This window comes from Streptomyces sp. NPDC045022 (assembly GCF_056432605.1).
In genome coordinates this window covers 1-23814 of record NZ_JBWKIR010000023.1, presented here as the reverse complement: position 1 = coordinate 23814, position 23814 = coordinate 1, and the positions used below count along the sequence as shown (strand labels likewise).

At 70.4% G+C, this 23814-nt stretch carries 16 protein-coding genes; 11 read left to right on the top strand and 5 right to left on the bottom strand.

What is annotated here, in order from left to right:
- Nucleotides 1–1035, bottom strand: a 1035-nt coding sequence (locus AC07C1_RS31115) for an ABC transporter transmembrane domain-containing protein (protein WP_478944392.1), incomplete at its 3' end; no start/stop codon positions are given.
- Between the two features lie 223 nt (nucleotides 1036–1258).
- Here AC07C1_RS31115 and AC07C1_RS31110 point away from each other — a divergent pair.
- Both AC07C1_RS31110 and AC07C1_RS31105 read left to right on the top strand, forming a co-directional pair.
- A complete protein-coding gene (locus tag AC07C1_RS31110; RefSeq protein WP_478944390.1) occupies nucleotides 1259–3055 on the top strand; it encodes an ABC transporter transmembrane domain-containing protein in 1797 nt (598 codons plus the stop codon).
- Entirely contained in the window at nucleotides 3052–4815 is a 1764-nt protein-coding gene (locus tag AC07C1_RS31105) for an ABC transporter ATP-binding protein (protein WP_478944388.1), read from the top strand. The genes AC07C1_RS31110 and AC07C1_RS31105 overlap by 4 nt, the downstream gene beginning before the upstream one ends.
- Before the next feature lie 35 nt (nucleotides 4816–4850).
- Here AC07C1_RS31105 and AC07C1_RS31100 read toward each other — a convergent pair whose 3' ends face one another.
- Nucleotides 4851–5336 (bottom strand): hypothetical protein, encoded by a 486-nt coding sequence (locus AC07C1_RS31100; protein ID WP_478944386.1) that lies wholly within the window; start codon nucleotides 5334–5336, stop codon nucleotides 4851–4853.
- A 386-nt stretch (nucleotides 5337–5722) separates the two neighbouring features.
- Between AC07C1_RS31100 and AC07C1_RS31095 the strand changes: the two genes are divergently transcribed.
- The 6 genes from AC07C1_RS31095 (at nucleotide 5723) to AC07C1_RS31070 (ending at nucleotide 16299) form a co-directional block, all read left to right on the top strand.
- The gene (locus AC07C1_RS31095; RefSeq protein WP_478944384.1) at nucleotides 5723–7777 is read left to right on the top strand and encodes a M4 family metallopeptidase; all 2055 of its coding nucleotides are present in this window, start codon (nucleotides 5723–5725) and stop codon (nucleotides 7775–7777) included.
- Between the two features lie 251 nt (nucleotides 7778–8028).
- Nucleotides 8029–9690, top strand: a complete 1662-nt coding sequence (locus tag AC07C1_RS31090) for a M4 family metallopeptidase (protein WP_478944382.1) — start codon at nucleotides 8029–8031, stop codon at nucleotides 9688–9690.
- A gap of 71 nt (nucleotides 9691–9761) precedes the next feature.
- Nucleotides 9762–10283, top strand: coding sequence for a DUF1990 domain-containing protein (locus AC07C1_RS31085; protein WP_478944380.1), 522 nt, complete (start codon nucleotides 9762–9764; stop codon nucleotides 10281–10283).
- 99 nt (nucleotides 10284–10382) lie between these two features.
- A complete protein-coding gene (locus AC07C1_RS31080; protein WP_478944378.1) occupies nucleotides 10383–10931 on the top strand; it encodes a hypothetical protein in 549 nt (182 codons plus the stop codon).
- On the top strand, nucleotides 10928–11572 hold the full coding sequence (locus AC07C1_RS31075) for a hypothetical protein (protein ID WP_478944377.1): 645 nt from the start codon (nucleotides 10928–10930) through the stop codon (nucleotides 11570–11572). Before AC07C1_RS31080 ends, AC07C1_RS31075 begins: the two co-directional genes overlap by 4 nt.
- Entirely contained in the window at nucleotides 11572–16299 is a 4728-nt protein-coding gene (locus AC07C1_RS31070; RefSeq protein ID WP_478944375.1) for a putative T7SS-secreted protein, read from the top strand. Before AC07C1_RS31075 ends, AC07C1_RS31070 begins: the two co-directional genes overlap by 1 nt.
- Nucleotides 16300–17450: 1151 nt before the next feature.
- Here the strand turns inward: AC07C1_RS31070 and AC07C1_RS31065 are convergent.
- Together AC07C1_RS31065 and AC07C1_RS31060 are read right to left on the bottom strand one after the other, a co-directional pair.
- Nucleotides 17451–18347 (bottom strand): hypothetical protein, encoded by an 897-nt coding sequence (locus AC07C1_RS31065; protein ID WP_478944373.1) that lies wholly within the window; start codon nucleotides 18345–18347, stop codon nucleotides 17451–17453.
- A gap of 43 nt (nucleotides 18348–18390) precedes the next feature.
- Nucleotides 18391–18801, bottom strand: a complete 411-nt coding sequence (locus tag AC07C1_RS31060) for an ATP-binding protein (protein ID WP_478944372.1) — start codon at nucleotides 18799–18801, stop codon at nucleotides 18391–18393.
- Between the two features lie 202 nt (nucleotides 18802–19003).
- Between AC07C1_RS31060 and AC07C1_RS31055 the strand changes: the two genes are divergently transcribed.
- Both AC07C1_RS31055 and AC07C1_RS31050 read left to right on the top strand, forming a co-directional pair.
- A complete protein-coding gene (locus AC07C1_RS31055; protein ID WP_478944370.1) occupies nucleotides 19004–19840 on the top strand; it encodes a helix-turn-helix domain-containing protein in 837 nt (278 codons plus the stop codon).
- Nucleotides 19841–19848: 8 nt separating this feature from the next.
- Nucleotides 19849–20049 (top strand): DUF397 domain-containing protein, encoded by a 201-nt coding sequence (locus tag AC07C1_RS31050; RefSeq protein WP_478944570.1) that lies wholly within the window; start codon nucleotides 19849–19851, stop codon nucleotides 20047–20049.
- Nucleotides 20050–20064: 15 nt separating this feature from the next.
- On the opposite strand, the gene AC07C1_RS31045 is transcribed toward AC07C1_RS31050, so the two are convergent.
- The gene (locus AC07C1_RS31045; protein ID WP_478944369.1) at nucleotides 20065–22683 is read right to left on the bottom strand and encodes a glycosyltransferase family 1 protein; all 2619 of its coding nucleotides are present in this window, start codon (nucleotides 22681–22683) and stop codon (nucleotides 20065–20067) included.
- A gap of 330 nt (nucleotides 22684–23013) precedes the next feature.
- Here AC07C1_RS31045 and AC07C1_RS31040 point away from each other — a divergent pair.
- The coding region (locus AC07C1_RS31040; protein ID WP_478944367.1) for a maltotransferase domain-containing protein at nucleotides 23014–23814 on the top strand (801 nt) is incomplete at its 3' end.

The following is a 23814-nucleotide window of genomic DNA, read 5'->3' as shown; positions in this document are numbered from 1 at the left end:
GGGTGCCGCCCCGGCGGCACGACTGCCCGCGGCCGGGTCGTCCTCCGGCGCCTCGTCCATCACCTCGAAGTACCGCTCGGTCGCCGTCGCCGCCTCCTGACTCATCGCCAGCAGGAAGCCGATCGAGTCCACCGGCCACCGCAGCGCGAGTGCCGTACTCAGGAAGGCGACCAGCGTGCCCGCCGACAGGTCCCCGTCGGCCACCTGTACCGCTCCCAGCACCAGCGCCGCCCCGATCGCCACCTCGGGCAGTGTCACGATGACACCCCAGATGGCGGCCAGCAGTCTGGCCTTGCGCAGCTCTGTGCCGCGCAGGGTGCCTGCCAGCCGGCGGAACGCCCGCGCCTGGCTGCGGTGGTGGCCGAAACCCTTGATGATGCGGATGCCGAGCACGCTCTCCTCGACGACCGTCGTCAGATCACCGACCTGGTCCTGCGCGCGCCGGGCCACCTCCGCGTACCGCCGTTCGAAGACCACGCAGGTCCACATCACGGGGATGGCGGGCCCGAGGATGACCAGACCCAGGACCCAGTCCTGCAGCAGCATGATCGACACGCCGACGAGAATGGTCACCCCGTTGACGAGCAGGAACGTCAGCGGGAAGGCGAGGAACATGCGCAGCAGCATCAGGTCGGTCGTGCCCCGGGAGAGCAACTGGCCGGACGCCCAGCGGTCGTGGAAGGCCACGGGCAGCCGCTGCAGATGGCGGTACAGGGCCGCCCGCAGCTCCGCCTCGACGTGCGACAGCGGCCGGGCCACGAGCCAGCGCCTTATGCCGAACAGGACCGCCTCGGCGATGCCGAGCAGGAGCAGATACAGCGCACCGAGCCAGACCCCCGCCGGGTCCCGGCCGGCCACCGGGCCGTCGACCATCCACTTCAGGACGAGCGGGATCACCAGTCCGGTACAGGACGCGACCACCGCGACGAACGCGGCGGTGAACAGCCGGGCGCGGACGGGGCGGACGTAGGGCCACAGCCGCAGCAGGGTGCGTACGGCGGAACGGTCCTCGGTGGTTGCACGTGTCGTGGGCATCACCGCGAGCCTACGGACCGGCACTGACAACGCCCACCGAGTTTCGGCCCGGCTCCGGTCCGCCGTTGGTCCTACGACCTGCCTGTTCGAGGGGCCGGGGCAACCGGTGGCCGGCGGCGTCGGCCGGCCTCTATATTCCGTGGAACGACCGCCCCCGCCCTGGATAGGTTCGACGTTTCCCGCCAGGACATACTCCCGGCGAGCCGAACGGATCGGGGGACGGATGATCGACGCCTACGAGGATCCGGGCACGCCCGACACCCGTGGCGGCTGGCGCTATCTGGGGTGGCTGGTGCTGCGCCAGCCGGGCCGGTCGGCGGCCGGGGCGCTGCTGGGCAGTACCTGGATGGTGCTGCTGGCCGCGCAGCCGTACATGCTGGCGCGGGCCGTGGACGACGGTCTGGTGCCGGGGCGGCTGCGGGTGCTGGCCGGGTGGACCGCGCTGATGTTCGTGGTCGGGTCGGTCAACGCCTGGCTGAGCATCCTGCGGCACCGGACGATGACCCGGGTGCGGATGGACGCCAACTTCCGCACGGTCAAGGTGGTCGTGGGGCAGGTGGCACGCCTCGGGGCCGCGCTGCCGCGCCGGGTGGGGGCCGGTGAGGTGGTGACGATCGGGGTCGGCGACGTGCAGACCCTGGCGCAGGCGCTGACCGTGGTCGGGCCGGGCGCCGGCTCGGTCGTGGTGTACGTGGTGGTGGCCGGGCTGCTGCTGGCGGTCTCGGCGCCGCTCGCCGCCGTGGTGCTGCTCGGCGTGCCGGTGATCGCGCTGCTCACCGGGCCGCTGACGCTGCGTCTGCAGGGCGCCGAGAGCGAGTACCGGGAACGGCAGGGGGTGCTCACGGCACGCATCGGCGACCTCGCGGGCGGGCTGCGCGTCCTCAACGGCCTCGGCGGGAAGGGCTTGTTCGCGGACGCCTTCCGGCAGGACTCGCAGCGGCTGCGGGCGCAGGGCTACCGGGTGGGCGCGGTCGCCAGCTGGGTGCAGGCGCTCGGCGTGGGCCTGCCCACCCTGTTCCTGGCGGTGGTGACCTGGCTCGCGGCGCGCCTCGCGGCCCGGGGGGAGATCAGTGTCGGCGAGTTGGTGTCGGTGTACGGCTATGTGGCGGTGCTGATCGGACCGGTGGCGTTCTTCGTCCAGATGGCCTACGACCTGAACCGGGGCGTGGTGGCCGCGCGCCGGGTCGTACGGCTGCTGCGGCTGGAGCCGGAGCCGGACACGGGCACGCTGCCGCCGCCCGACGGGCCGGCCGAACTGCACGATCCCGCGTCCGGGGTGCGGGTGCCGCCGGGCCGGCTGACCGCGCTCGCCGCCGCCCGGCCCGCCGAGGCCGCCGCCGTGGTGGACCGGCTCGGCCGGTACGGGCCGACCGACGCCACCTGGGGCGGGGAACGGCTCGACGCCGTCCCGCTGGACGCGGTACGCGGACGCATCCTGGTCGCGGACAACGAGGCGGACCTGTTCGCGGGGCCGCTCCGGGAGGTCGTGGCCGCCGAACGCCCGGCCGACGACGCGGCGCTCGGCCGGGCGCTGTACGCGGCCGCCGCAGAGGACGTCGTACGCGGACTGCCCGACGGGCCGGACTCGCTGGTGGCCGGGCAGGGCCGCAGCCTGTCCGGCGGGCAGCGGCAGCGGCTGCGGCTGGTGCGGGCGCTGCTGGCCGACCCCGAGGTGCTGCTCGCCGTGGAGCCGACCTCCGCGCTGGACGCGCACACGGAGGCGACGGTCGCCGGACGGCTCCGGGGGGCGCGGGAGGGCCGTACGACCGTGGTGACGTCCACCTCCCCGCTGGTGCTGGACCGCGTGGACACGGTGGTGTTCCTGGTCGACGGCAAGGTGGTGGCGAGCGGCCCGCACCGGCGGCTGCTGGCTCGGGAGCCGGGCTACCGGGCGCTGGTGGCGCGCGACCTCGACACGAGGCGGGACACGGAGGTGGCCGACGCGACGGACGCCGGGGCGGTGGGGGCGACGGACGCCGGGGCCGTGGGGGCGACGGACGCCGAGGAGGCCGTGCGGTGACGACGGGTCAGGGGTTGCTGCCGGTCGCCGACCGGGCACAGGTGCGACGGGCCGCGCTGCGGCTGGTGCGGGCCGACGGGCGGGCGTTCACCGCCGCGCTGCTGCTGAACGCGCTGGCGGCGGGCGCGGGGCTGGTCGGGCCGTGGCTGGTCGGGCGGATCATCGACGAGGTGCGGGCCGGGCACGGGACCGGCCCGGTGGACCGGCTGGCCCTGTGGATCCTGCTGTGCGCGCTCGCGCAGTTGCTGCTGGCGCGCTGGGCGCGCTATGTGGGCCACCGGTTCGGGGAACGGACGCTGGCCCGGGTGCGCGAGGAGTACGTCGAACGGGTGCTGGCGCTGCCCGCGTCCGTGGTGGAGCGGGCCGGCACCGGCGATCTGACGGCGCGCGGCACGGCGGACGTGGCGACCGTCGGTACCACGCTGCGGGACGTCGGACCGGATCTGCTGGTCAACGGCGTGCAGGCGCTGTTCGTGCTCGGCGCGGTGTTCGCGCTGGACCCGCTGCTCGGGGCGTTCGGGCTGCTCGGGCTGACCCCGATCTGGCTGGCGCTGCGCTGGTACATGCGGCGGGCCAGGGACGGCTATCTCGCCGAGGGCGCGGCGACCTCGGAGGTCGCGGAGATCGTCGCGTCGACTGCGGCGGGGGCCCGGACCGTCGAGGCGTTCCGGCTCCGGCGGCGCCGGGTCGCCGCGAGCCGGGACGCGCTGGAGACGTCCCGCCGGACCCGCTTGCACACCCTGTTCCTGCGGACGGTGTTCTTCCCCGCGGTCGAGGTGACGTACACGGTGCCCGTGGTGGGGGTGCTGCTGCTCGGCGGGTGGCTGCACGCGCGGGGCACGATCGGGGTCGGCGCGGTGGTGGCCGCGGCACTGTATCTGCGGCAGTTCACCGAACCGCTGGACCAGATCCTGATGCGGGTGGAGCAACTGCAGAGCAGCGGCGCCTCGTACGCGCGCGTGGAGGGGCTGGCGGGGGCGCCGCACGGGGCTGCCGGGGATGGTTCCCCGGTACCGGCGGACGACCGGATCGATGTGCGCGGGGTCCGGTACTCCTACGAGCGTGGCGGCGAGGTGCTGCGCGGGGTGGACCTGACGGTACGGCCCGGGGAGCGGCTCGCGGTGGTGGGCCCTTCCGGCGCCGGCAAGACGACGCTGAGCAGGCTGCTCGCGGGCATCGACCGGCCCGGGACCGGCACGGTGACGGTGGGCGGGGTGCCGGTCGCCGAACTGGAGCCGGAGCTGCTGCGCCGCCAGGTGGTGCTGGTCACCCAGGAACACCATGTCTTCCTCGGCACGGTCCGCGACAACCTCCTCGTCGCCGAGCCCACCGCCACGGACACCGACCTGTGGGCGGCGCTCACGGCGGTGGGCGCCGAGGACTGGGTCCGCGCGCTTCCGGACGGCCTCGACACCCGTCTGGGCCCGGCCGGCCGTCACACGGACGGCTCCCAGGCGCAGCAACTGGCCCTGGCCCGGGTGGTGCTGGCCGATCCGCACACCCTGATCCTCGACGAGGCGACGGCCCTGCTGGACCCCACCACGGCCCGACACACCGAACGCGCCCTGGCCGCGGTCCTCCGGGGCCGTACGGTCATCGCCATCGCCCACCGCCTGCACACCGCCCACGACGCGGACCGGGTGGCGGTCATGGAGGACGGCCGCCTCACCGAACTGGGCACGCACGAGGACCTGGTGGCGGCCGACGGGGCGTACGCGGCACTGTGGCGGACGTGGCACGGGGACGCCGCGGAGCGCTGAACGGCCCGGCGCCGGGGCCCGCGTCCAGCGGAGCGTCAGCCCTGGCGGAGCCGCGAGACCGGTCCCGGCGTCCACAGCCAGCGGCGCCTGCGGGTCCGGCCCACGATGTCGGCACTGTGCGCACCGGCCACCACCGTCATCACCGGCCACAGCAGGAAGGTCGTCCCGATCTCCGCGTAACCCCCGTGGGTGGCCGCGCCGACCACCGCGAGTTCGGCGGGGAAGAGCAGCCCGCACAGCAGCGCCCCGGTCAGCGCCAGCCCCTGTGTGCCACGGAGCAGGCGGGCCGCGGCGGCCAGCGCGCCGGCGAGGAGGAGCCCCGTCACCACGCCGGTGACCAGGCTGCCGCCGACGAGCAGGGCGAACGCGCGCAGGTCGGCGGCGGCGAACTCGGTGTCGCCTCCCCGGAGGAACTCGGCCGCGGCGACCGTCAGGCAGAGAGCGGCCCAGGGCAGGGCCGGTGCCCCCGCGACGAGGAGACCGACCCGCGTCCCGCGCCCCAGCGTCCCCTGCTCGTCCATGCGACCCCCACTCACGCTGCACAAGTGCCGGGCCACCCTAACGGGACACCTCACCCGCGGCCGGGCCGCACCTGGCCGTAGGAACAGCCGCGACCCGGCGCACGTCTCGGACCACCTCGCCCCACCTGTCCGTATACCGAACATGAACATCCGGTCAACGGAACATTTCCGGCCAAGTTTGTGACGCGGTCCTGACAGGTGTGGTGATCCCCTGTCACTCTTCCTTGGCCGACTCACAGCAACCCCACAGCTTCTGCACGCTTCGCGTGGGCCGGCTCCGCACCCGCACGTGGTTCCGCGCAACGCCCTGTTCTGCCCGGACGTCCCAACCCACCGTCCGGTCTCCCCTGGCCGCGCAACCCGCGGTCATGCAGAAGGAGTCAGTGTTGAGAAGCAATTCCTCTCGCGGACGCACCTCCCACACGCCGCACCACACCGCCTCGCACCGCCGCACCGCCACCGTCGCCCTCGCCGGCGCGGCCGCCCTGATCGCCGCCGCCCTCCAGGCGGGCGCGGCCACCGCCGCACCGGCGACGCCGCAGGCCGGCAAGGCTAATCCGGCCCACACGGCCCTCAAGCTCACCCCCTCGCAGCGCGCCGAGCTGATACGTCACGCCGACGCCACGAAGGCGGCCACCGCCAAGTCGATCGGCCTCGGCGGCAAGGAGAAGCTGGTCGTCCGGGACGTCGTCAAGGACGCCGACGGCACCCTCCACACCCGCTACGAGCGGACGTACGCCGGACTCCCGGTGCTCGGCGGCGACCTGGTCGTGGGCACGGCCAAGTCGGGCAAGACCATGGACGTCGTCAGGGCCACCAACGCCACGCTGAGGATCGCCTCGCTCACCCCGGCCGTGCCGAAGGCCGCGGCCGAGAAGCAGGCCGTGCAGCGCGCCAGGGCCCTCGGCGGCACCAAGTCGGCGGCGGACTCCGTGCGCAGGGTCGTCTGGGCGGCGAGCGGCAAGCCCGTGCTGGCGTACGAGACGGTGATCGGCGGCCTGCAGGACGACGGCACCCCGAACCAGCTGCACGTCATCACCGACGCCGCCACCGGCAAGAAGCTCTACGAGTACCAGGGCATCGAGAACGGCGTCGGCAACACCCAGTACAGCGGGCAGGTCACGCTGACCACGACCCAGTCGGGCTCGACGTACACGCTCACCGACGGGGCGCGCGGCGGCCACAAGACGTACAACCTGAACCACGGTTCCTCGGGCACCGGCACCCTGTTCTCGCAGTCCTCCGACACCTGGGGCAACGGCACCAACTCCAACGCCGCCACCGCCGGTGCGGACGCCCATTACGGCGCCGCGGTCACCTGGGACTTCTACAAGAACATCTTCGGCCGCAGCGGCATCAAGAACAACGGCGTCGGCGCCTACTCGCGCGTCCACTACGGCAACGCGTACGTGAACGCCTTCTGGGACGACAGCTGCTTCTGCATGACCTACGGCGACGGTTCCGGCAACTCCAAGCCGCTGACCGCGATCGACGTCGCGGGACACGAGATGAGCCATGGCGTCACCTCCAACACGGCGGGCCTGGACTACAGCGGTGAATCCGGCGGCCTGAACGAGGCGACCAGCGACATCATGGGCACCGGCGTGGAGTTCTACGCCAACAACTCCACCGACGTCGGTGACTACCTCATCGGCGAGAAGATCGACATCAACGGCGACGGCAGCCCGCTGCGCTACATGGACAAGCCCAGCAAGGACGGCTCGTCCAAGGACAGCTGGTACTCCGGCATCGGCGGGGTCGACGTGCACTACTCGTCGGGCCCCGCGAACCACTTCTTCTACCTGCTCAGCGAGGGCAGCGGCACCAAGGTCATCAACGGCGTCAGCTACAACTCGCCCACCGCGGACGGGCTTCCGGTCACCGGCATCGGCCGGGACAAGGCGCTGCAGATCTGGTACCGGGCGCTGACCACCAAGTGGACGTCCACCACCAACTACGCGGGCGCACGCACCGGCACCCTCGCGGCGGCCGGCGAGCTGTACGGCACCACCAGCGCCGAGTACAAGGCCGTACAGGACGCCTGGGCGGCCGTGGCGGTCGGTTCACGCTCCGGTGGCGGCGGGGGCGGCGGTACGTCGTACGAGAGCACCACGCCGGTGTCCGTCCCGGACAACGGGCCGGCCGTCACCTCGAGCATCACCGTCTCCGGCAGGAGCGGCAACGCGCCCAGCAACCTCCAGGTGAGCGTCGACATCACGCACACCTGGCGGGGTGACCTGGTGATCGATCTCGTCGGCCCCTCGGGCACCGCGTACCGCCTGAAGAACTTCAGCTCCTCCGACTCGGCCGACAACGTGAACGAGACCTACACGGTCAACGCGTCCGCCGAACCGGCCAATGGCACCTGGAAATTGAAGGTGCAGGATCAAGCCACATACGACACGGGAACGATCAACGGCTGGAAGCTGACGTTCCCGTAAACCGCACGCCACAGCCCCGGGAACACAAGGCCGTCCGAGGGCCCGTCACCCTCGGACGGCCCGTGTTCACACGCCTGCAATGTTTACCGGACAGTCGACTTTCGGCCAACATCACTTCAGGGTCCTGACATGTACGCGCCCCCGATGTCACTCTCTCTCCACCCGCCGCAGCAGCACAGCAACTTCCCAACGCCACACTCTCCGGCCAGCAACCCCACGCTGCCCGGACTCCCCCACGAGAAGGAGCTTCTGTGAGCCCCCTCTACGCGCGTCACAAGCGCACCACTCTGGCCATCGCCACCGCTGTCGCCGCCGGAGCCCTGCTCTCCACTGGTCTGACCACCAGTGCCTCCGCCCAGACCCCGGCCGGGTCCGCCGCCGCCAAGCCGCTCGCGGCCGCCCCGACCACGCTGTCCGCCGCTGCCCGCACCACCCTGATCCAGAAGGCGCAGGCCGACGCCACCGAGACCGCGCGGCAGATAGGCCTCGGCGCCAAGGAGAAGCTGGTCGTCAAGGACGTCGTCAAGGACGTCGACGGCACCGTCCACACCCGCTACGAGCGCACCTACGCGGGCCTGCCGGTCCTCGGCGGCGACCTGATCGTCCACACCGCCAAGTCGGGCAAGACCTCGGGCGTCACCAAGGCGAACAAGTCGGCCGTCAAGGTGGCCTCGCTCAAGCCGCAGATCACCGCCGCCAAGGCCGAGAAGCAGGCGGTGTCCGCCGCCAAGACCCTCGGCTCCGCCAGAACCACCGCGGACGGCGCCCGCAAGGTGATCTGGGCCGGCTCCGGCAAGCCCGTCCTCGCCTACGAGACGATCGTCGGCGGCCTCCAGGACGACGGCACCCCGAACCAGCTGCACGTCATCAGCGACGCGGCCACCGGCAAGAAGCTCTTCGAGTACCAGGGCATCGAGAACGCGACCGGCACCGGCAAGACGCTGTACTCCGGCACGGTCAGCCTCAACACCACGCAGTCGGGCTCGACGTACCAGCTCACCGACGGCGCGCGGGGCAATCACAAGACCTACAACCTGGCCCGCAAGACGTCCGGCACGGGCACCCTGGTGGCCAGCTCGACCAACGTCTTCGGCACCGGCACCGCCTCCAGCTCCTCCTCCGACCAGACCGCGGCCGCCGACGCCGCCTACGGCGCGGCGGAGACCTGGGACTTCTACAAGAACACCTTCGGCCGCAACGGCATCAAGAACAACGGCGTCGGCGCCTACTCCCGCGTCCACTACGGCAACGCGTACGTGAACGCCTTCTGGGACGACAGCTGCTTCTGCATGACCTACGGCGACGGCTCGGGCAATGTCGACCCGCTGACTTCGCTCGACGTCGCCGGCCACGAGATGAGCCACGGCGTCACCGCCAACACCGCCGGCCTGAACTACTCGGGCGAGTCGGGCGGCCTGAACGAGGCCACCTCCGACATCTTCGGCACCGGCGTGGAGTTCTACGCGAACAACGCCTCCGACGTCGGTGACTACCTCATCGGCGAGAAGATCGACATCAACGGCGACGGCACCCCGCTGCGCTACATGGACAAGCCCAGCAAGGACGGCGGCTCGGCGGACAACTGGTCCTCCACCGTCGGCAACAAGGACGTCCACTACTCGTCGGGCGTCGCGAACCACTTCTTCTACCTGCTGTCCGAGGGCAGCGGCGCGAAGACGATCAACGGCGTGAGCTACAACTCGCCGACGTACAACGGCTCCACGGTCACCGGCATCGGCCGCGCCAAGGCGCTGCAGATCTGGTACAAGGCGCTGACGACGTACTTCACGTCGACGACCAACTACAAGTCGGCCCGCACCGGCACCCTGTCCGCGGCGTCCGCCCTGTACGGCTCCACCAGCGCCGAGTACAAGGCCGTCGCGGCCGCCTGGTCGGCGGTCAACGTCAGCTAGTCACCAGCGGTCGGGGTCAGGGCGGTACCCGGGAGGAAGGCCTCCCGGGTACCGCCCTACCCTTGTGACCCATGTCCTCGGCGCCCTTCACCTATGAGCCGGTCGGCGCGACCCGCGACGACCTCGCCTTCTGCCCGCCCGGCTTCCACCCGATGCTCGTGCGCACCCGCCTCGGCGAGGGCCAGGAGGTCTTCCAGCGGGCCGCCGAGGCGGTCCTCACGTGGGAGATGCACCGCGCGATGGGCGTGGGCATCGACGCCGGCGCCGACCGCGCGGCCCCCGGCGTCGACGTCACGGTCACCCTGGCCGGCCTCGTCAAGGCCCCCTGCCGCATCGTCTGGACGGTCGAGGATCCCCGCCGGGCCGGCTGGGCCTACGGCACCCTGGAAGGCCACCCCGAGTGCGGCGAGGAGGCCTTCGTGGTCGACCGCACGGGTGACGGCACGGTGTGGCTGACGGTCGCGGCGTTCAGCAAGGCGGCCAAGTGGTACGCCCGCGCGGGCGGCCCGGCGACCCGGGGCCTGCAGCACGCGTACGCGCGGCGGTGCGGGACGGTACTGCGGAAGCTGTGCGCGGGACTGACGGAGGCATGACCCGGCCCTGACGCCGCAGGGGCCGAATTCGGTCGACCTGGGTGCCGGATCCCCCTTTCGCGTTGCCGTCGGCAAATTGCCGATGTAATGATCCGACGCATGGCTGAACACGGGGGCGAGGCCGAAACAACGGCACCAATACCCAGGTCACGGCTGTACGACTACGTGGACCTGGCCCGCACCGACCAGCGGGACACAACGGGACCGGCGGCATCCGAGGGCACCCCTTTGCCCGAGCATGCGGCGGCCTTTCCCGATGCCCCGGACGCCGCCGAGCGCAGGCGCCGCGAGTTCGCCGTACTGCTGGGCGAGTTCCGGCGCACGCCCGTACTCGTCCCCCTGGACGCGGAGAACGGAAGCCCGCTGACCGCAGACTACGGCGGCGTCCGCTGGATCTACGCCTTCTCCGACGAGCATGCCCTGGCCCGTTTCGCGCTCGCGCGGGGCGAGGGCGACCGGGAGTGGGCGTACCAGCGCTGGCTCGGAGCGCGCCTCCTGGATGCGGCGGTCCCGGCCGTGGGGATGCCGTGCGGGGTGGCCCTGGACGTGGGCAGCGAGGGCGACGGCGCGCTGTTCCCGCCGGTGCGCGGCATCGTGCCGGACAGGGCGGCGGTCGACATCGAGGCGGGGACGGGGGACGTGGAGTGAGCGGTGGCGGCAAGGACCTGACGGCGGATGGGCTCGGGCTTATCGCCAAGGGCCTGACCGAGGCGCTGGGTGAGCTGAAGGAACTCGGCATGGTGGGCGAGGCCGGGGCCGGTCGCGGTTTCGGTGACATCGCGCTGTCCGGGCTGGAGCTGGGGCATGAGGGGCTGACGGACGAGTTCAAGTCGTTCTGCGAGCGCTGGGAGTGGGGCGTGCGGTCGCTGATCAACGAGGGCAACGGGTTTGCCCAGAAGACGGGCCTGGCGGCGGGCACGTACTACGAGACCGACCAGTACGTCGAGGGCACCTTCAAGGTCGTCGAGAACGCGGCCATCGGCAATCCGTACGCCTCCGAGGGGGACGTCGAGAAGATGGGCTACGGCGACATCTTCAAGTCCGGTGCGTACGGCGGCGATGTGGACTACAGCAAGGAGTCCTTCGAGCAGGCCTGGGCCAACAGCAAGCAGGGCTGGAAGGACGCCGGCCGGGACATGGCGACCACGGAGATGCTCGGATCCCTGAGCCCCAGCGCCGACACCTTCGGCATGACGGACGCCGAGTACGCCAAGTATCTGGACGACACGTTCGGCCCCTCCCCCGAGGCCCGCGCCAAGGCCGCCGAGCAGCGGGGCGGTGAGGGCTGATGGGTGTCTTCGGTGACATCGGCGACGGCCTCAACAAGGGCCTGGGCTACGGCGAACACATATACGACGAGGGCAAGAAGAAGGTCGGCGAGGGCGTCGACTACGCCACGAACAAGCTGGGCGACTGCCTGGACTACGTCGGTGCCCACGACTGGGCGGACGCCGTCGAGGACTGGGGCGACGGTCTCGCCTCCGACCTCGGCGCCACCCCGGGCGAACAGCAACTCGGCCAGACCGAGGAGCCGAACGAGCTGATCCACGGCAACCCCGCCAAGATCCGGGAGAGCGCCAGGCACCTGCGGGACTTCCACGGTGCGTTCGACAAGGTCGGGCAGGGGCTGAAGAAGGTCGACTCCTCGGGTTGGAAGGGCGAGGGCGGTGACGCCTTCCGGGAGAAGTTCGGCGTCCACCCCACCAAGTGGGCGCAGGCCGCGGAGGCATGCAAGACGGCGGCGGGGGCGCTGGAGTCGTACGCCGACACCGTCAAGTGGGCGCAAGGCCAGGCCAAGGAGGCAGTCGAGCGCTACAAGAAGGGCGTGAAGGCCGCCCAGGACGCGGCCGAGGCGTACAACAAGAAGGCCGAGGCCTACAACGACAAGATCAAGGCCGCCGAGGACCCGGGACCGAAACCCCAGCAGGACCACGAAGCGGGCAAGGCCGACGTCAAGGCAGCCGTTCACAAGCTCGCCCAGGCCCGCAAGCAGCGCAACACCGTCGCCTCCGAGGCGCAGGGCAAGGTGAAGGCGGCACTCGCCCACGCGCCCGCCGAACCCCCGCCGCTGGCACGCCTGAACAACAACCTCACCGACGGCCTGCAGGCCACGGGCACCGAACTCACCCACTTCGCCGGGGGCGTCCTCAAGGGCACGGCCGGCCTGGTCAACTTCGTCCGCGGCCTGAACCCCGTCGACCCCTACAACCTCACCCACCCCGCCTCCTACCTGCAGAACGTCAGCATGACGCTCTCCGGCCTGGTCTCCACCACCGCCCACCCCGAGCGGACCGCGAAGACCATGTGGGACGAGTTCCGCAAGGACCCGTCCGAGTTCGGCGGCCGCCTCCTGCCCCAGTTGGTCGGCACGGACGGAATCGGCATGGAGGCCGGCCTGGCGAAGGACGCGGCGGAAGCCGGCCTCACCCGCCAGGCGGCGGAAGCGGCGGCGACTCGGGAGGCGCGGGCGGGGGCGGAGGACGCCGCCGGAACCACGGGGCGTGGCCGGGTGAACGAGGACCCGCACCAGCCCTCCCGTGAGGGCGACTCGGTACACAGCGGCGGCACCGACCCCATCGACCTCGCCACCGGCACGATGTACCTGCCGCAGACGGACGTCACGCTCCCCGGCACGCTGCCCCTGCTCCTGACCCGGCGGGTGGAGTCCGGCTACCGCCTCGGCCGCTGGTTCGGCCCGTCCTGGTCCTCGACCCTGGACCAGCGCCTGGAGATAGACGCGGAGGGAGTCGTCTTCGTCACGGAGGACGGCCTGCTCCTTTCCTACCCTCACCCGGCACCGGGCGTCCCGACTCTGCCGAGCCACGGCCCGCGCCTTGCCCTGGGCCGGGTGGACGGCGGCTACACCATCACCGACCCTCGCTCCGGCCGGGTGTGGCACTTCGCCGATCGCGGCACCGGCATGGCGGTCCTGGAGCAGATAGACGACCGCAACGGCAACTGGATCACCTTCGAGTACGACGCGGAGGACACCCCGCTCGGCGTGTTCACGAGCAGCGGCCAAGGCATCCGCATCACCACGGACTCCGGCCGCGTCACGGCGTACCACCTGGCCGCCACGGGCGAGGAACTGAAGCGCTTCGCCTACACGGACGGCAACCTCACGGAGGTCATCAACTCCTCCGGCCTGCCGCTCCGCTTCACGTACGACGTGGCGGGCCGGGTCACGTCCTGGACGGACACGAACGACCGCAGCTACACGTACGAGTACGACGGCCAGGACCGCTGCATCGCCGAGGGCGGCACGGCGGGCCACATGGCGTTGCGCCTGGCCTACGGGGACCCGGACCCGACGACAGGCCTGCGGACCACAATGGCGACGACGGGCGAAGGCCACACTCGCCGCTACCTGATCAACGACAGGTGGCAGGTGGTTGCGGAGACCGATGCCCTGGGCGCGACCACCCGCTACCACCGCGACCGCTACAACCGCCTGCTCTCCACGACGGACCCGCTGGGTCACGCGACGACGTTCGAGTACGACGATGCGGGCAACCTCACGCGGGTGGTCCGCCCGGACGGCCGCGAGGCGAGGGCGGAGTACAACGCCCTGGGTCTGCCGGTGAAGGTGGTCAACCCTGACGGCACCGTGATCCGTCAGACCTACGACGACCGGGGCAACCGCACGTCGGTGACGGACCCGGCGGGCCGGACGACCCACTTCACGTACACGGAGGCCGGCCACCTGACGTCCGTGACCGACCCGCTGGGCAACACATCGAGGGTGGTCTGCGACCGCGCGGGCCTCCCGCTCCAGGTTATGGACCCGCTGGGCGCGACCACGCGCTACGAACGCGACGCCCTCGGTCGCCCGATCGCGATCACGGATCCGACCGGCGCGACGACGCTGCTGGAATGGTCGATCGAAGGCCACCTGACCCGCCATACAGCCCCCGACGGCTCCACAGAGACGTGGACGTACGACGGCGAGGGCAACTGCACCAGCCACACCGACCCCCTGGGCGGCATCTCCCGCTACGAGTACACCCACTTCGACCTGCTGACGGCCCGCACGGACCCGGACGGTGTCCGCTACGAGTTCACCCACGACACGGAACTACGCCTGACGAAGGTCACGAACCCGCAGGGCCTGACTTGGACGTACGAGTACGACGCGGCCGGCCGCCTGCTGTCGGAGACGGACTTCGACGACCGCACGCTGACGTACGAGTACGACGCGGCGAGCCGCCTCATCGGGCGGCGGAACACGCTCGGCGAGGTGACGTCCTTCGAACGCAACACCCTCGGCCAGGTGCTCCGCAAGGACGCGGCAGGCCAGGTCACGACCTACGCCTACGACCTGACCGACCAACTCGCTCACGCCACGGGCCCCGACGGCACGACCCTGACCCTCCTGCGCGACCGCCACGGCCGCCTGCGCTCGGAGACGGTCGACGGCAGAAGACTGACGTACACGTACGACGCCCTGGGCCGCCGGACGGGCCGTACCACACCGACCGGCGCCGAGACGACGTGGTCGTACGACGCGTGCGGGCGCCGCACGGGCATGGTGGCGTCGGGCCGTGTGATCGACTTCACGTACGACGAGGCGGGCCGCGAACTGACCCGCCACGTCGCCGGAACAATCACCTTCGCGCACACCTTCGACGCCCTTGGCCGCCTGACCACGCAGTCCGTAACCGGCTCTGCGGGCCGCAGGGTCCAGCACCGGACGTACACCTACCGCGCCGACGGCAACCTGATCGGCATCGACGACCACCTGACCGGCTCCCGCCGCTTCGACCTGGACGCGACGGGCCGGGTGACGGCGGTTCACGCGGCGAACTGGACGGAGACGTACGCCTACGACGCGGCAGGCAACCTGACCCAGGCGTCCTGGCCGTCGGACCACCCGGGCGGTGAAGCAAGGGGCCCGCGCTCCTACGCGGGCACCCGCATCGCCCGAGCCGGCAACGTCCGCTACGAACACGACGCTCTGGGCCGCATCACCCTCCGCCAGAAGAGCCGCCTGTCCCGCAAGCCGGACACCTGGCGCTACGAATGGGACGCCGAGGACCGCCTTACCTCGGTCGTCACCCCCGACGGCACCCGTTGGCGCTACACCTACGACCCCCTGGGCCGCCGCACGGCGAAACTCCGCCTGGCGAACGACGGCGAAACGGTGCTGGAAAGGGTCGACTTCACCTGGGACGGCACGACCCTCTGCGAACAGACAACGACCTCCCCGGACCTCCCCAACCCGGTCACCCTCACCTGGGACCACCAGGGCCTCCGCCCGTTGTCCCAAACGGAACGCATCACGGCAGCCGACGCCCCCCAGGAGGAAATCGACTCCCGCTTCTTCGCCATAGTCACCGACCTGGTCGGCACCCCCAGCGAACTCATCGACGAACAAGGCGACATAGCGTGGCGCACCCGAAGCACCCTGTGGGGAACAACGGCCTGGGCGACCGACAGCACCACCTACACCCCCCTACGCTTCCCCGGCCAGTACTACGACCCCGAAACAGGCCTCCACTACAACTACTTCCGCCACTACGACCCGGAAACGGCCCGGTACCTCACGTCCGACCCCCTCGGCCTCACCCCCGCACCAAACTCCTCGACGTATGTGTCAAACCCCCTGCTGCGGACGGACTACCTGGGTCTGGCGCCGGACTATATTCCGATCTACCGGACCCCGAAGGGAGCGCATGCGGAATACGAACTTGCGAATGGACCAAACCCGGCCAACCATCAGCCTGGAGTGGACATCGGCGGCGGAATTATATCCGATGGGAAGATCTATTTTGGCGAACGGGCCGTCGCCGCAGAGTACGCCGGGCGGACGGGTACCAACTTCGCCAAAGGAATGGTCAAATATGACATGCATCCATCATTCCTTGAGGAATTTGAGGAGCATGTAAAGATTCACGATTACAACGGCCCCAATGGGGCACCACGCCTGGAGTTCGAGATTCCGGTGGGGAAACTGGATCGGTTCAACAAGCTGACTCAGGGCCGTAGTTGGATTTCCATATTTGGAGGACCGAGATGACGTTCCGCAATCATCAGGAGCTTGACGTGACCGTGGTCGCGGTGGCCCCTGTGGGGGTAAAGGTCGACGCCGACGGGGAAGTCGGCTTCATCGATCAGGTGAAGCATCCTTCTTGGTGGGATGAGAGGACCCCACCGCCCCAGGTTGGAGATCGACTGCATACTGTCGTCCTTGACGCCAGCCGAAAACCGCCCCGGCTCAGCGCACTTCAGCGGGATATCGATGTTGCGCGGCAGTTGCGAGGTAGCGGCACATAAAGGGGATCAGCAGGCAATCGAGCAGGATATCGAACGATCCGGCTACTCCCTCGGCGGCCATTTGACACCGTCCCTCAAATAACCCGGGCGAAGGATCTTGCTGTGGTACCAGTTGTGCGTCTGGAGTGACCGTGGTTCCGGCGCCTCCGATGCTTGGTGGTTTGATAGCCGGTGAGCCTCGTTCGGAGGCTACGCCGACGAAGCCTGAAAGGCATTACCAGAAGGTGATGAGGTGCGCGCGCAATTTTCGTTGGAGAAGGCCGAACAGTCAGGAGCCGAGCAAGGCGCCTCTCCCCTGAGAGAGGGTGCAGAATATGTCATCCTGGAGGTTTTCTCCTCCGGAGGAGGAGACACTTTCTTCCGCATCCAATTCAGCGAAAATGAAGACCCCGCCCTTTTCAGGAGCGGGGCCTTCGAGATCACGTCCCCAGACCTTCCTTCAAGATGGGGATTCTTCCAGTCCAGCGACGGGGCCTTCTCCTTGTGCCCCGAAGCCTGGAGTCTCCCCGGGTTCTGGGAGTCCTACTATGACCATGCCCCGCAGGCTCTCGCTGTTTATGAGGAAGAGAAGCGAGCGATTATCGAGCCTTCGTAAATCGTAGACATCGACCAGGTCCACCGCACTCGGCTCGGCAGCCGAAGCGACCCCGCAGTTCGATGTCGGGTGGCGGGTACAGGATGCCGCGCCGTTGCAGGAAACGGAGGATCACCCACTGACAATCTTGGACTGGCCCTCTCGCGCACCTGCTCGACACCTAGATCACCAGAAGCATCTGGACCTGCACCATTGCTCGCCCCCCTGGAACAAATCCACCTTTCGCCTACGGGCTGTCGGCCGCCACAGCCACGATGTGCGCAGGGGGAGACGCGCGAAGCGAGCAGCCCAACGGCCACTCATCCCTCGGTGAACAACTCCACCGCATCCGTTGCGTGTACGGCCCGCTGGGCCCAGACCTCCAGCCGGGCCAGGTCCGTGCAGGCCTCGACCCGCTCGCGAACGTCCTCAGGCACCGGGATGCCGCGCCATTCCAGGACGCGGAGGACCATCTCGGCCTTCGCCTCCGCCCGACCCTCCTCGCGGCCTTGCTCCCGACCTTCTTCCCGCACCTGCTCCGCCAGCGGGTGTCGCCAGAAGTACTGGATCGCTGTCATCAGGTCCCTCCACATCTGCTTCGCCTGGGGGTCGGCCAGGCAGGAGTCGACGAACTGCACGAACACCGCGGCGGTGTCCGAGTCGATGGTCCGCAGGGCCGCTGCCAGGGATTCCAGTATGGCCGGAGCCTGCGGGCCACGCCCGTGTGTCATGGCCGAGAGCACCGCAAGGGGTACGTCCCGTTCGGCCTGACGCTCGTCCGCGATCACCGGCACGTTGTCCGGGCCCAGTACGAGGGGCCGTACCGCCAGGGAGTCCCAGCCGGGGAAACCGAACCGGATCGGACGCGATGCCCACTTCGCCGTCGAGCTGCTCTGGGTGATGACGATCAGCACCGGCTCGCAGCGGTACTTCTCGTAGAGGTAGGAGAGGTAGTACGGCCAGCTGCCGCGCTTCCGCTCGTCCACCTTTCCCTGCGACTCCACGACGAGGAGGTACGTCCCCTCGTCCGTCTTCGCCCGCAGCAACGTGTCCACCCGGCGCTCGACCGGTTCGATCTCCGTGAGGTCCACGTTCAGCGCGGCGATCTCCCGGGGTTCAGGGAAGGGTACGTGCAGCACCCGCTGTAACGCCCGGGTCAGCAGCGCCGGGTCCTTCTGGAAGATCCGGTGCAGCGCCTCGTGCGACGAGCCGACCATCAGCTCTCCTTTCCGTACGACTCCGTACGACGTGATCAACGAGCTAGGCCGCCGCGAGTTCGCACCACACGTACTTGCCCCGGTCCCCGAACCGCGCCGAGGGCTGCCAGCCCCAGTAGTCCGAGCACGCCCTCACCAGCCCCAGGCCCCGCCCCTCCTCCAGGTCGACCGCCAGGTCCAGCGGTCGCGGCGGAGGGGGCGGCCCGGGGTCCGTGTCCCACGCCCCGATCCACACCACTCCCTCCGGGGTGCGGCGGACCCTGAGCGCGGCCGGCCCCTTGGTGTGCCGCACGGCGTTGGACACCAGCTCCGTCGCCAGCAGCTCGGCGGTGTCGACCAGACCGATCAAGCCGTGCAGGGTGAGGATCAGGGGCAGGGTTCGGCGGCAGACGGTCACCGCTCTGAGGTCGTTGGGGATGTAGAGGGTGTAGTCCCAGGACTCGATTTCGGGCATGCGTCATCAACTCCGATGATGAGAAGGGGATTCAGCGCGCGGTGGCATTGCCGCTGCCGTCACGGCACGACGGGGCGGTGCGCTTCCGCTGTGTGTGCGTCGCGTCACCGACGGTAGATCTAAATCTAGGGACGCGGCAAGCCGATCGCGTAATCTGACGCCGAACGAGTCGCGCCCACAGGCGCGTTAGGAGGCCCAGTCGATGGTGAAAAGGCGCGAACCGACGGCACGCCAGATGCGGCTGGCCACCGAGCTGCGCAGGCTCCGTGAGGCCGCGGGTCTCAACTCCCGCCAGGCCGCCTCGCTGCTCGGCGTGGGCCCCACCCAGATCACCCATATCGAGTCCGCGCTCGCGGGCGTGAGCGAGCAGCGGGTCCGCCGCCTCGCCTCCCACTACGCCTGTACCGACGAGGAGTTCATCGACGCCCTGGTGGCGATGGCCACCGATCGGACACGCGGCTGGTGGGAGGAGTACCGGGGGCTGCTGCCCACGTCATTCCTGGACCTGTCCGAGCTGGAGCATCACGCCCGGTTCCTGCGCCACGTGGCCATCCTGTATGTGCCGGGCCTACTGCAGACGCCGGACTACTCGCGTGCCGTCTTCTCGTCCAGGCTGCCGGAGCTGACCAGTGAGGAACTCGAGTTGCGCATCCAGCACCGGAAGGCGCGCCAGCAGTTCACCATCCCGTACGAAGCGGTGATCCATGAGGCGGCACTCCGGATCCGAGTCAGCGACCGTGCAACCTCAAGGGCCCAGCTCACCGGACTCCTTGAGCTGTCCGAAGCGGACCACATCACCGTACGCGTCATCCCCTTCGATCTGGACGGATTCGCCAGGGCCTCCAGCACGATGACGTACCTGGGCGGCCCCCTGCCCAAGCTGGACACCGTGGTTCGCGACGCGCCGCACGGCTCGGCCTTCATTGATTCCGAGGCTCAGCTCAACACCTACCGAACGAGTTTCCGTAAAGTGGAGGCCACGTCACTCGAACCCGAACAGTCGCGTGAATTCATCCACAGGCTGGCGAAGGAGCTGTGAGGAAGCCGATGGACAACTGGTGGAAGTCGTCCTACTCGGGCCCCGGCGATGGCAACGAGTGCGTGGAGATCGCCAACACCCGCACGCACGTCGCCGTCCGCGACTCCAAGGACCCGGCCGTCGGCACGCTCACCTTCCCGGCCGGGTCCTTCGTCTTCTTCATCGACGCCCTGAAAAACGCCCCCTCTACGGGCTCACACAGCGTGTAGGCCGAAAGGGCCGGCCTACCTCAGCAGCACTCCCGTCCCGTCCACCACCTCTTCCGACGGCACCGCCAGCAGGCCCAGTTCCGCGGCCGAGGCTAGGAGGCGGTGGGTGGGGAGGATGCGGACCGTGTAGCCGTAGGGGCCGGTGCGGTCCAGGGACAGGGGGCCCTCGTAGAGGAGGCGGCCCTCCAGGTCGGGGGCGGCGGTCGGCTTCAGCGGGACGATCGTGGCGTCGGTGATGCGGTCCTCCGTGTCCACCCGGCCGGACACCGCCTGCACCTCCACGTCCTCCGGGGTCAGCTCGCCGAGCCCCACCCGGACCCGCAGCCCCACCGTCGTGCCCAGTTCCGCGGTGGCCGTCGTCGCGGTCGTCTCGACGTGGTCGACGCTCACCGCGGGCCAGGCGGCCCGCACCCGGGCCTTCCACGCGGCCAGGTCCCGGGCGGTGTCCGGGGTCAGCGCGCGGTGGGCCTGGGCGGCCGGGGCGTAGAGGCGGTCGACGTACTCGCGGACCATGCGGCCGGCCAGCACCTTCGGACCAAGCAACGTGAGGGTCTGGCGGACCATCTGGATCCACCGGTCGGGCAGTCCGCCCCGCCCGCGCTCGTAGAAGCGCGGGGTCACGCGCTGCTCCATCAGGTCGTACAGGGCGGCCGCCTCGATGTCGTCCCGGCGGTCGGCGTCGGTGCCCGCGCCGTCCGCCGTCGGGATCGCCCAGCCGAAGTCCGGCCGGAACCACTCGTCCCACCAGCCGTCCAGCACCGAGAGGTTGAGGCAGCCGTTGAGGGCCGCCTTCATACCGGAGGTACCGCAGGCCTCCAGCGGGCGCAGGGGGTTGTTCAGCCAGACGTCGCAGCCCGGGTAGAGCTTCTTCGCCATCCCCATGCCGTAGTCGGGCAGGAAGACGATCCGGTGCCGGACCCGCGGATCGTCCGTGAACCGCACCAGCTTCTGGACGAGGCGCTTGCCGCCGTCGTCCGCCGGGTGCGCCTTGCCCGCGACGACGATCTGCACCGGCCGCTCCGGGTGGAGCAGGAGTTCCATCAGCCGGTCGCGGTCCCGCAGCATCAGCGTCAGGCGTTTGTACGACGGTACGCGCCGCGCGAACCCGATCGTCAGGACGTCCGGGTCGAGGACCGAGTCGATCCATCCCAGCTCGGCGTCGCCCGCGCCGCGTTGCCGCCAGGAGGCGCGCAACCGCGCGCGCACCTCCAGCACCAGCTGCTCGCGCAGGGTGCGGCGCAGCTCCCAGATCTCCTGGTCCGGGATGTCCGCGACCGAGTCCCAGCGGTCGGTGCCGCCGACGGTCAGCGCGTCCTCGGCCCGGTGGGCGCCGATCTGGCGGGCGCCGAGCCGCAGCACCTCCGGCGCCACCCAGGTCGGCGCGTGCACCCCGTTGGTCACGGAGGTGATCGGCACCTCCTCGGCGTCGAATTCCGGCCACAGGCCCGCGAACATCTCCCGGCTGACCCTTCCGTGCAGCAGCGAGACCCCGTTGGCGCGCTGGGCCAGCCTGAGCCCCATCACGGCCATGTTGAACAGGTTCGGCTCGCCGCCCGGGTACGTCTCCATGCCCAGCGCCAGGATCCGGTGCACGTCGATGCCCGGGAGTTCGGCGTCCGCCCCGAAGTGCCGGGCGACCAGTTCCCGGTCGAAGCGGTCGATGCCGGCCGGGACCGGGGTGTGCGTGGTGAACACCGTCCCGCCGCGCACGGCCTCCAGCGCCGAGTCGAAGTCCAGCCCGTCCGCGCAGAGTTCGGCGATCCGCTCGAGCCCGAGGAAGCCCGCGTGCCCCTCGTTGGTGTGGAACACCTCCGGCTCCGGGTGCCCGGTGAGCCGGCAGTACGTCCGCACCGCCCGGACACCCCCTATCCCGAGCAGCATCTCCTGCAGCAGCCGGTGCTCGCTGCCGCCGCCGTAGAGCCGGTCGGTGACCCCGCGTTCGCCGAGGTCGTTCTCCTCCACGTCCGAGTCGAGCATCAGCAGCGGCACCCGGCCCACCTGGGCCAGCCAGATGCGGGCGCGCAGCGCCTTGCCGCCGGGCAGGGCCAGGGAGACCTGCGCCGGGGAGCCGTCGCTGTCCTTCAGCTGGGTGACCGGCAGCTCGTTGGGGTCGAGCACCGGATAGTGCTCCTGCTGCCAGCCGTCACGGGACAGGGACTGCCGGAAGTACCCGTGCCGGTACAGCAGCCCGACCCCGATCAGCGGCACACCGAGGTCACTGGCCGCCTTCAGATGGTCGCCGGCGAGGATGCCAAGGCCGCCGGAGTACTGGGGCAGCGCGGCCGTGATGCCGAACTCCGGGGAGAAGTAGGCGACGGCGGCGGGCAGGCCGTCGGCCTGTGTCTGATACCAGCGGTCGCCGGCCAGATAGTCGTCGAGGTCGTCGGCGACCGCGGCCAGCCGGCGCAGGAACCGCCGGTCGCCGGCCAGCTCGGCGAGCCGCGCCGGGCGCACGGTGCCCAGCAGCCGCACCGGGTCGCCCGCGGCGGCGGCCCAGGCCTCGGGGTCGACGGACTGGAACAGATCGCGGGTTTCCGCATGCCAGGACCAGCGCAGATTGCGCGCCAGGTCGCTCAGTGGCCGGAGGGGGGCGGGGAGTACGGGACGGACGGTGAACCGACGGATCGCCTTCACATTCCACCTCGACGCGTCGCGGGGTGAGACGCACGGCGCTGTACGTCTCGTCGTCACCCTCGACGGTAGTGGTTACCCGGGCGTCGGTGGGGACCTGCCGGGTGGGGGTGTCGGGGCGTCAAGGCGCAGTCGTCGGGCACTCGGAGAAAGAGGCCGGTCTTGTGTGTGGACGTACGCGCCAGTAGTTAACAAAGTGCCGGATTGCCCACCCGAGCAGGGTGGGAAGGCTCCTCCGGTACACACCCCACAGGCGTACACCCAGCACCACCGCAGGACCCACCTCCCCATAGCCATCCGCCCACCACCACGTTGACGCGGACAGGAGCGGTCATGCCCGCCACGCACCACTCGTCAGCACCTACGACAAACAGCAATGCCAAGGCAGCGGCACAGAGGACCACGGGCAGGACGGCCGGGAAAGCTGCCGCCGGCGTTCCCGGCCCGCCCGCCTCCGGGGAGCGGGCCGCCCCGGACACGCCCACCACGCTCGGCCGCATCCCCGTCCTCGACGTACGCCCCGTGGTCCAGCACGGGCGCAGGCCCGCCAAGGCGGTGACCGGTGAGTCGTTCGAGGTGTCGGCCACCGTGTTCCGGGAGGGGCACGACGCCGTCGCGGCGAACGTGGTGCTGCGGGATCCGGCGGGCCGGGCCGGCCCCTGGACGCGGATGCGGGAACTCGCCCCGGGCACCGACCGCTGGGGCGCCACCGTCACCGCGGGCGAACCCGGCCGCTGGACCTACACGGTTCAGGCCTGGTCCGACCCGCTCTCCACCTGGCGGCACCACGCCCGGATCAAGATCCCGGCCGGCATCGACACCGGCCTGGTCCTGGCGGAGGGCGCGGAGCTGTACGCGCGTGCGGCCGCCGGAGTCCCGGAGGGGCAGCGGCCGGTCGTGCTGGACGCGGTGGCGGCTCTGCGCGCCGACAACCGTCCGGCCGCCTGGCGGCTGGCAGCGGCGCTGGCCCCGGAGGTGGAGGCGGTCCTCGACCGGTATCCGCTGCGGGAGCTGGTCACCGAGTCCGACCCGATGCCCCTGCTCGTCGAGCGTGAACGCGCGCTGTACGGCTCCTGGTACGAGTTCTTCCCGCGCTCCGAGGGCACCGCCGCACAGCCGCACGGCACCTTCCGT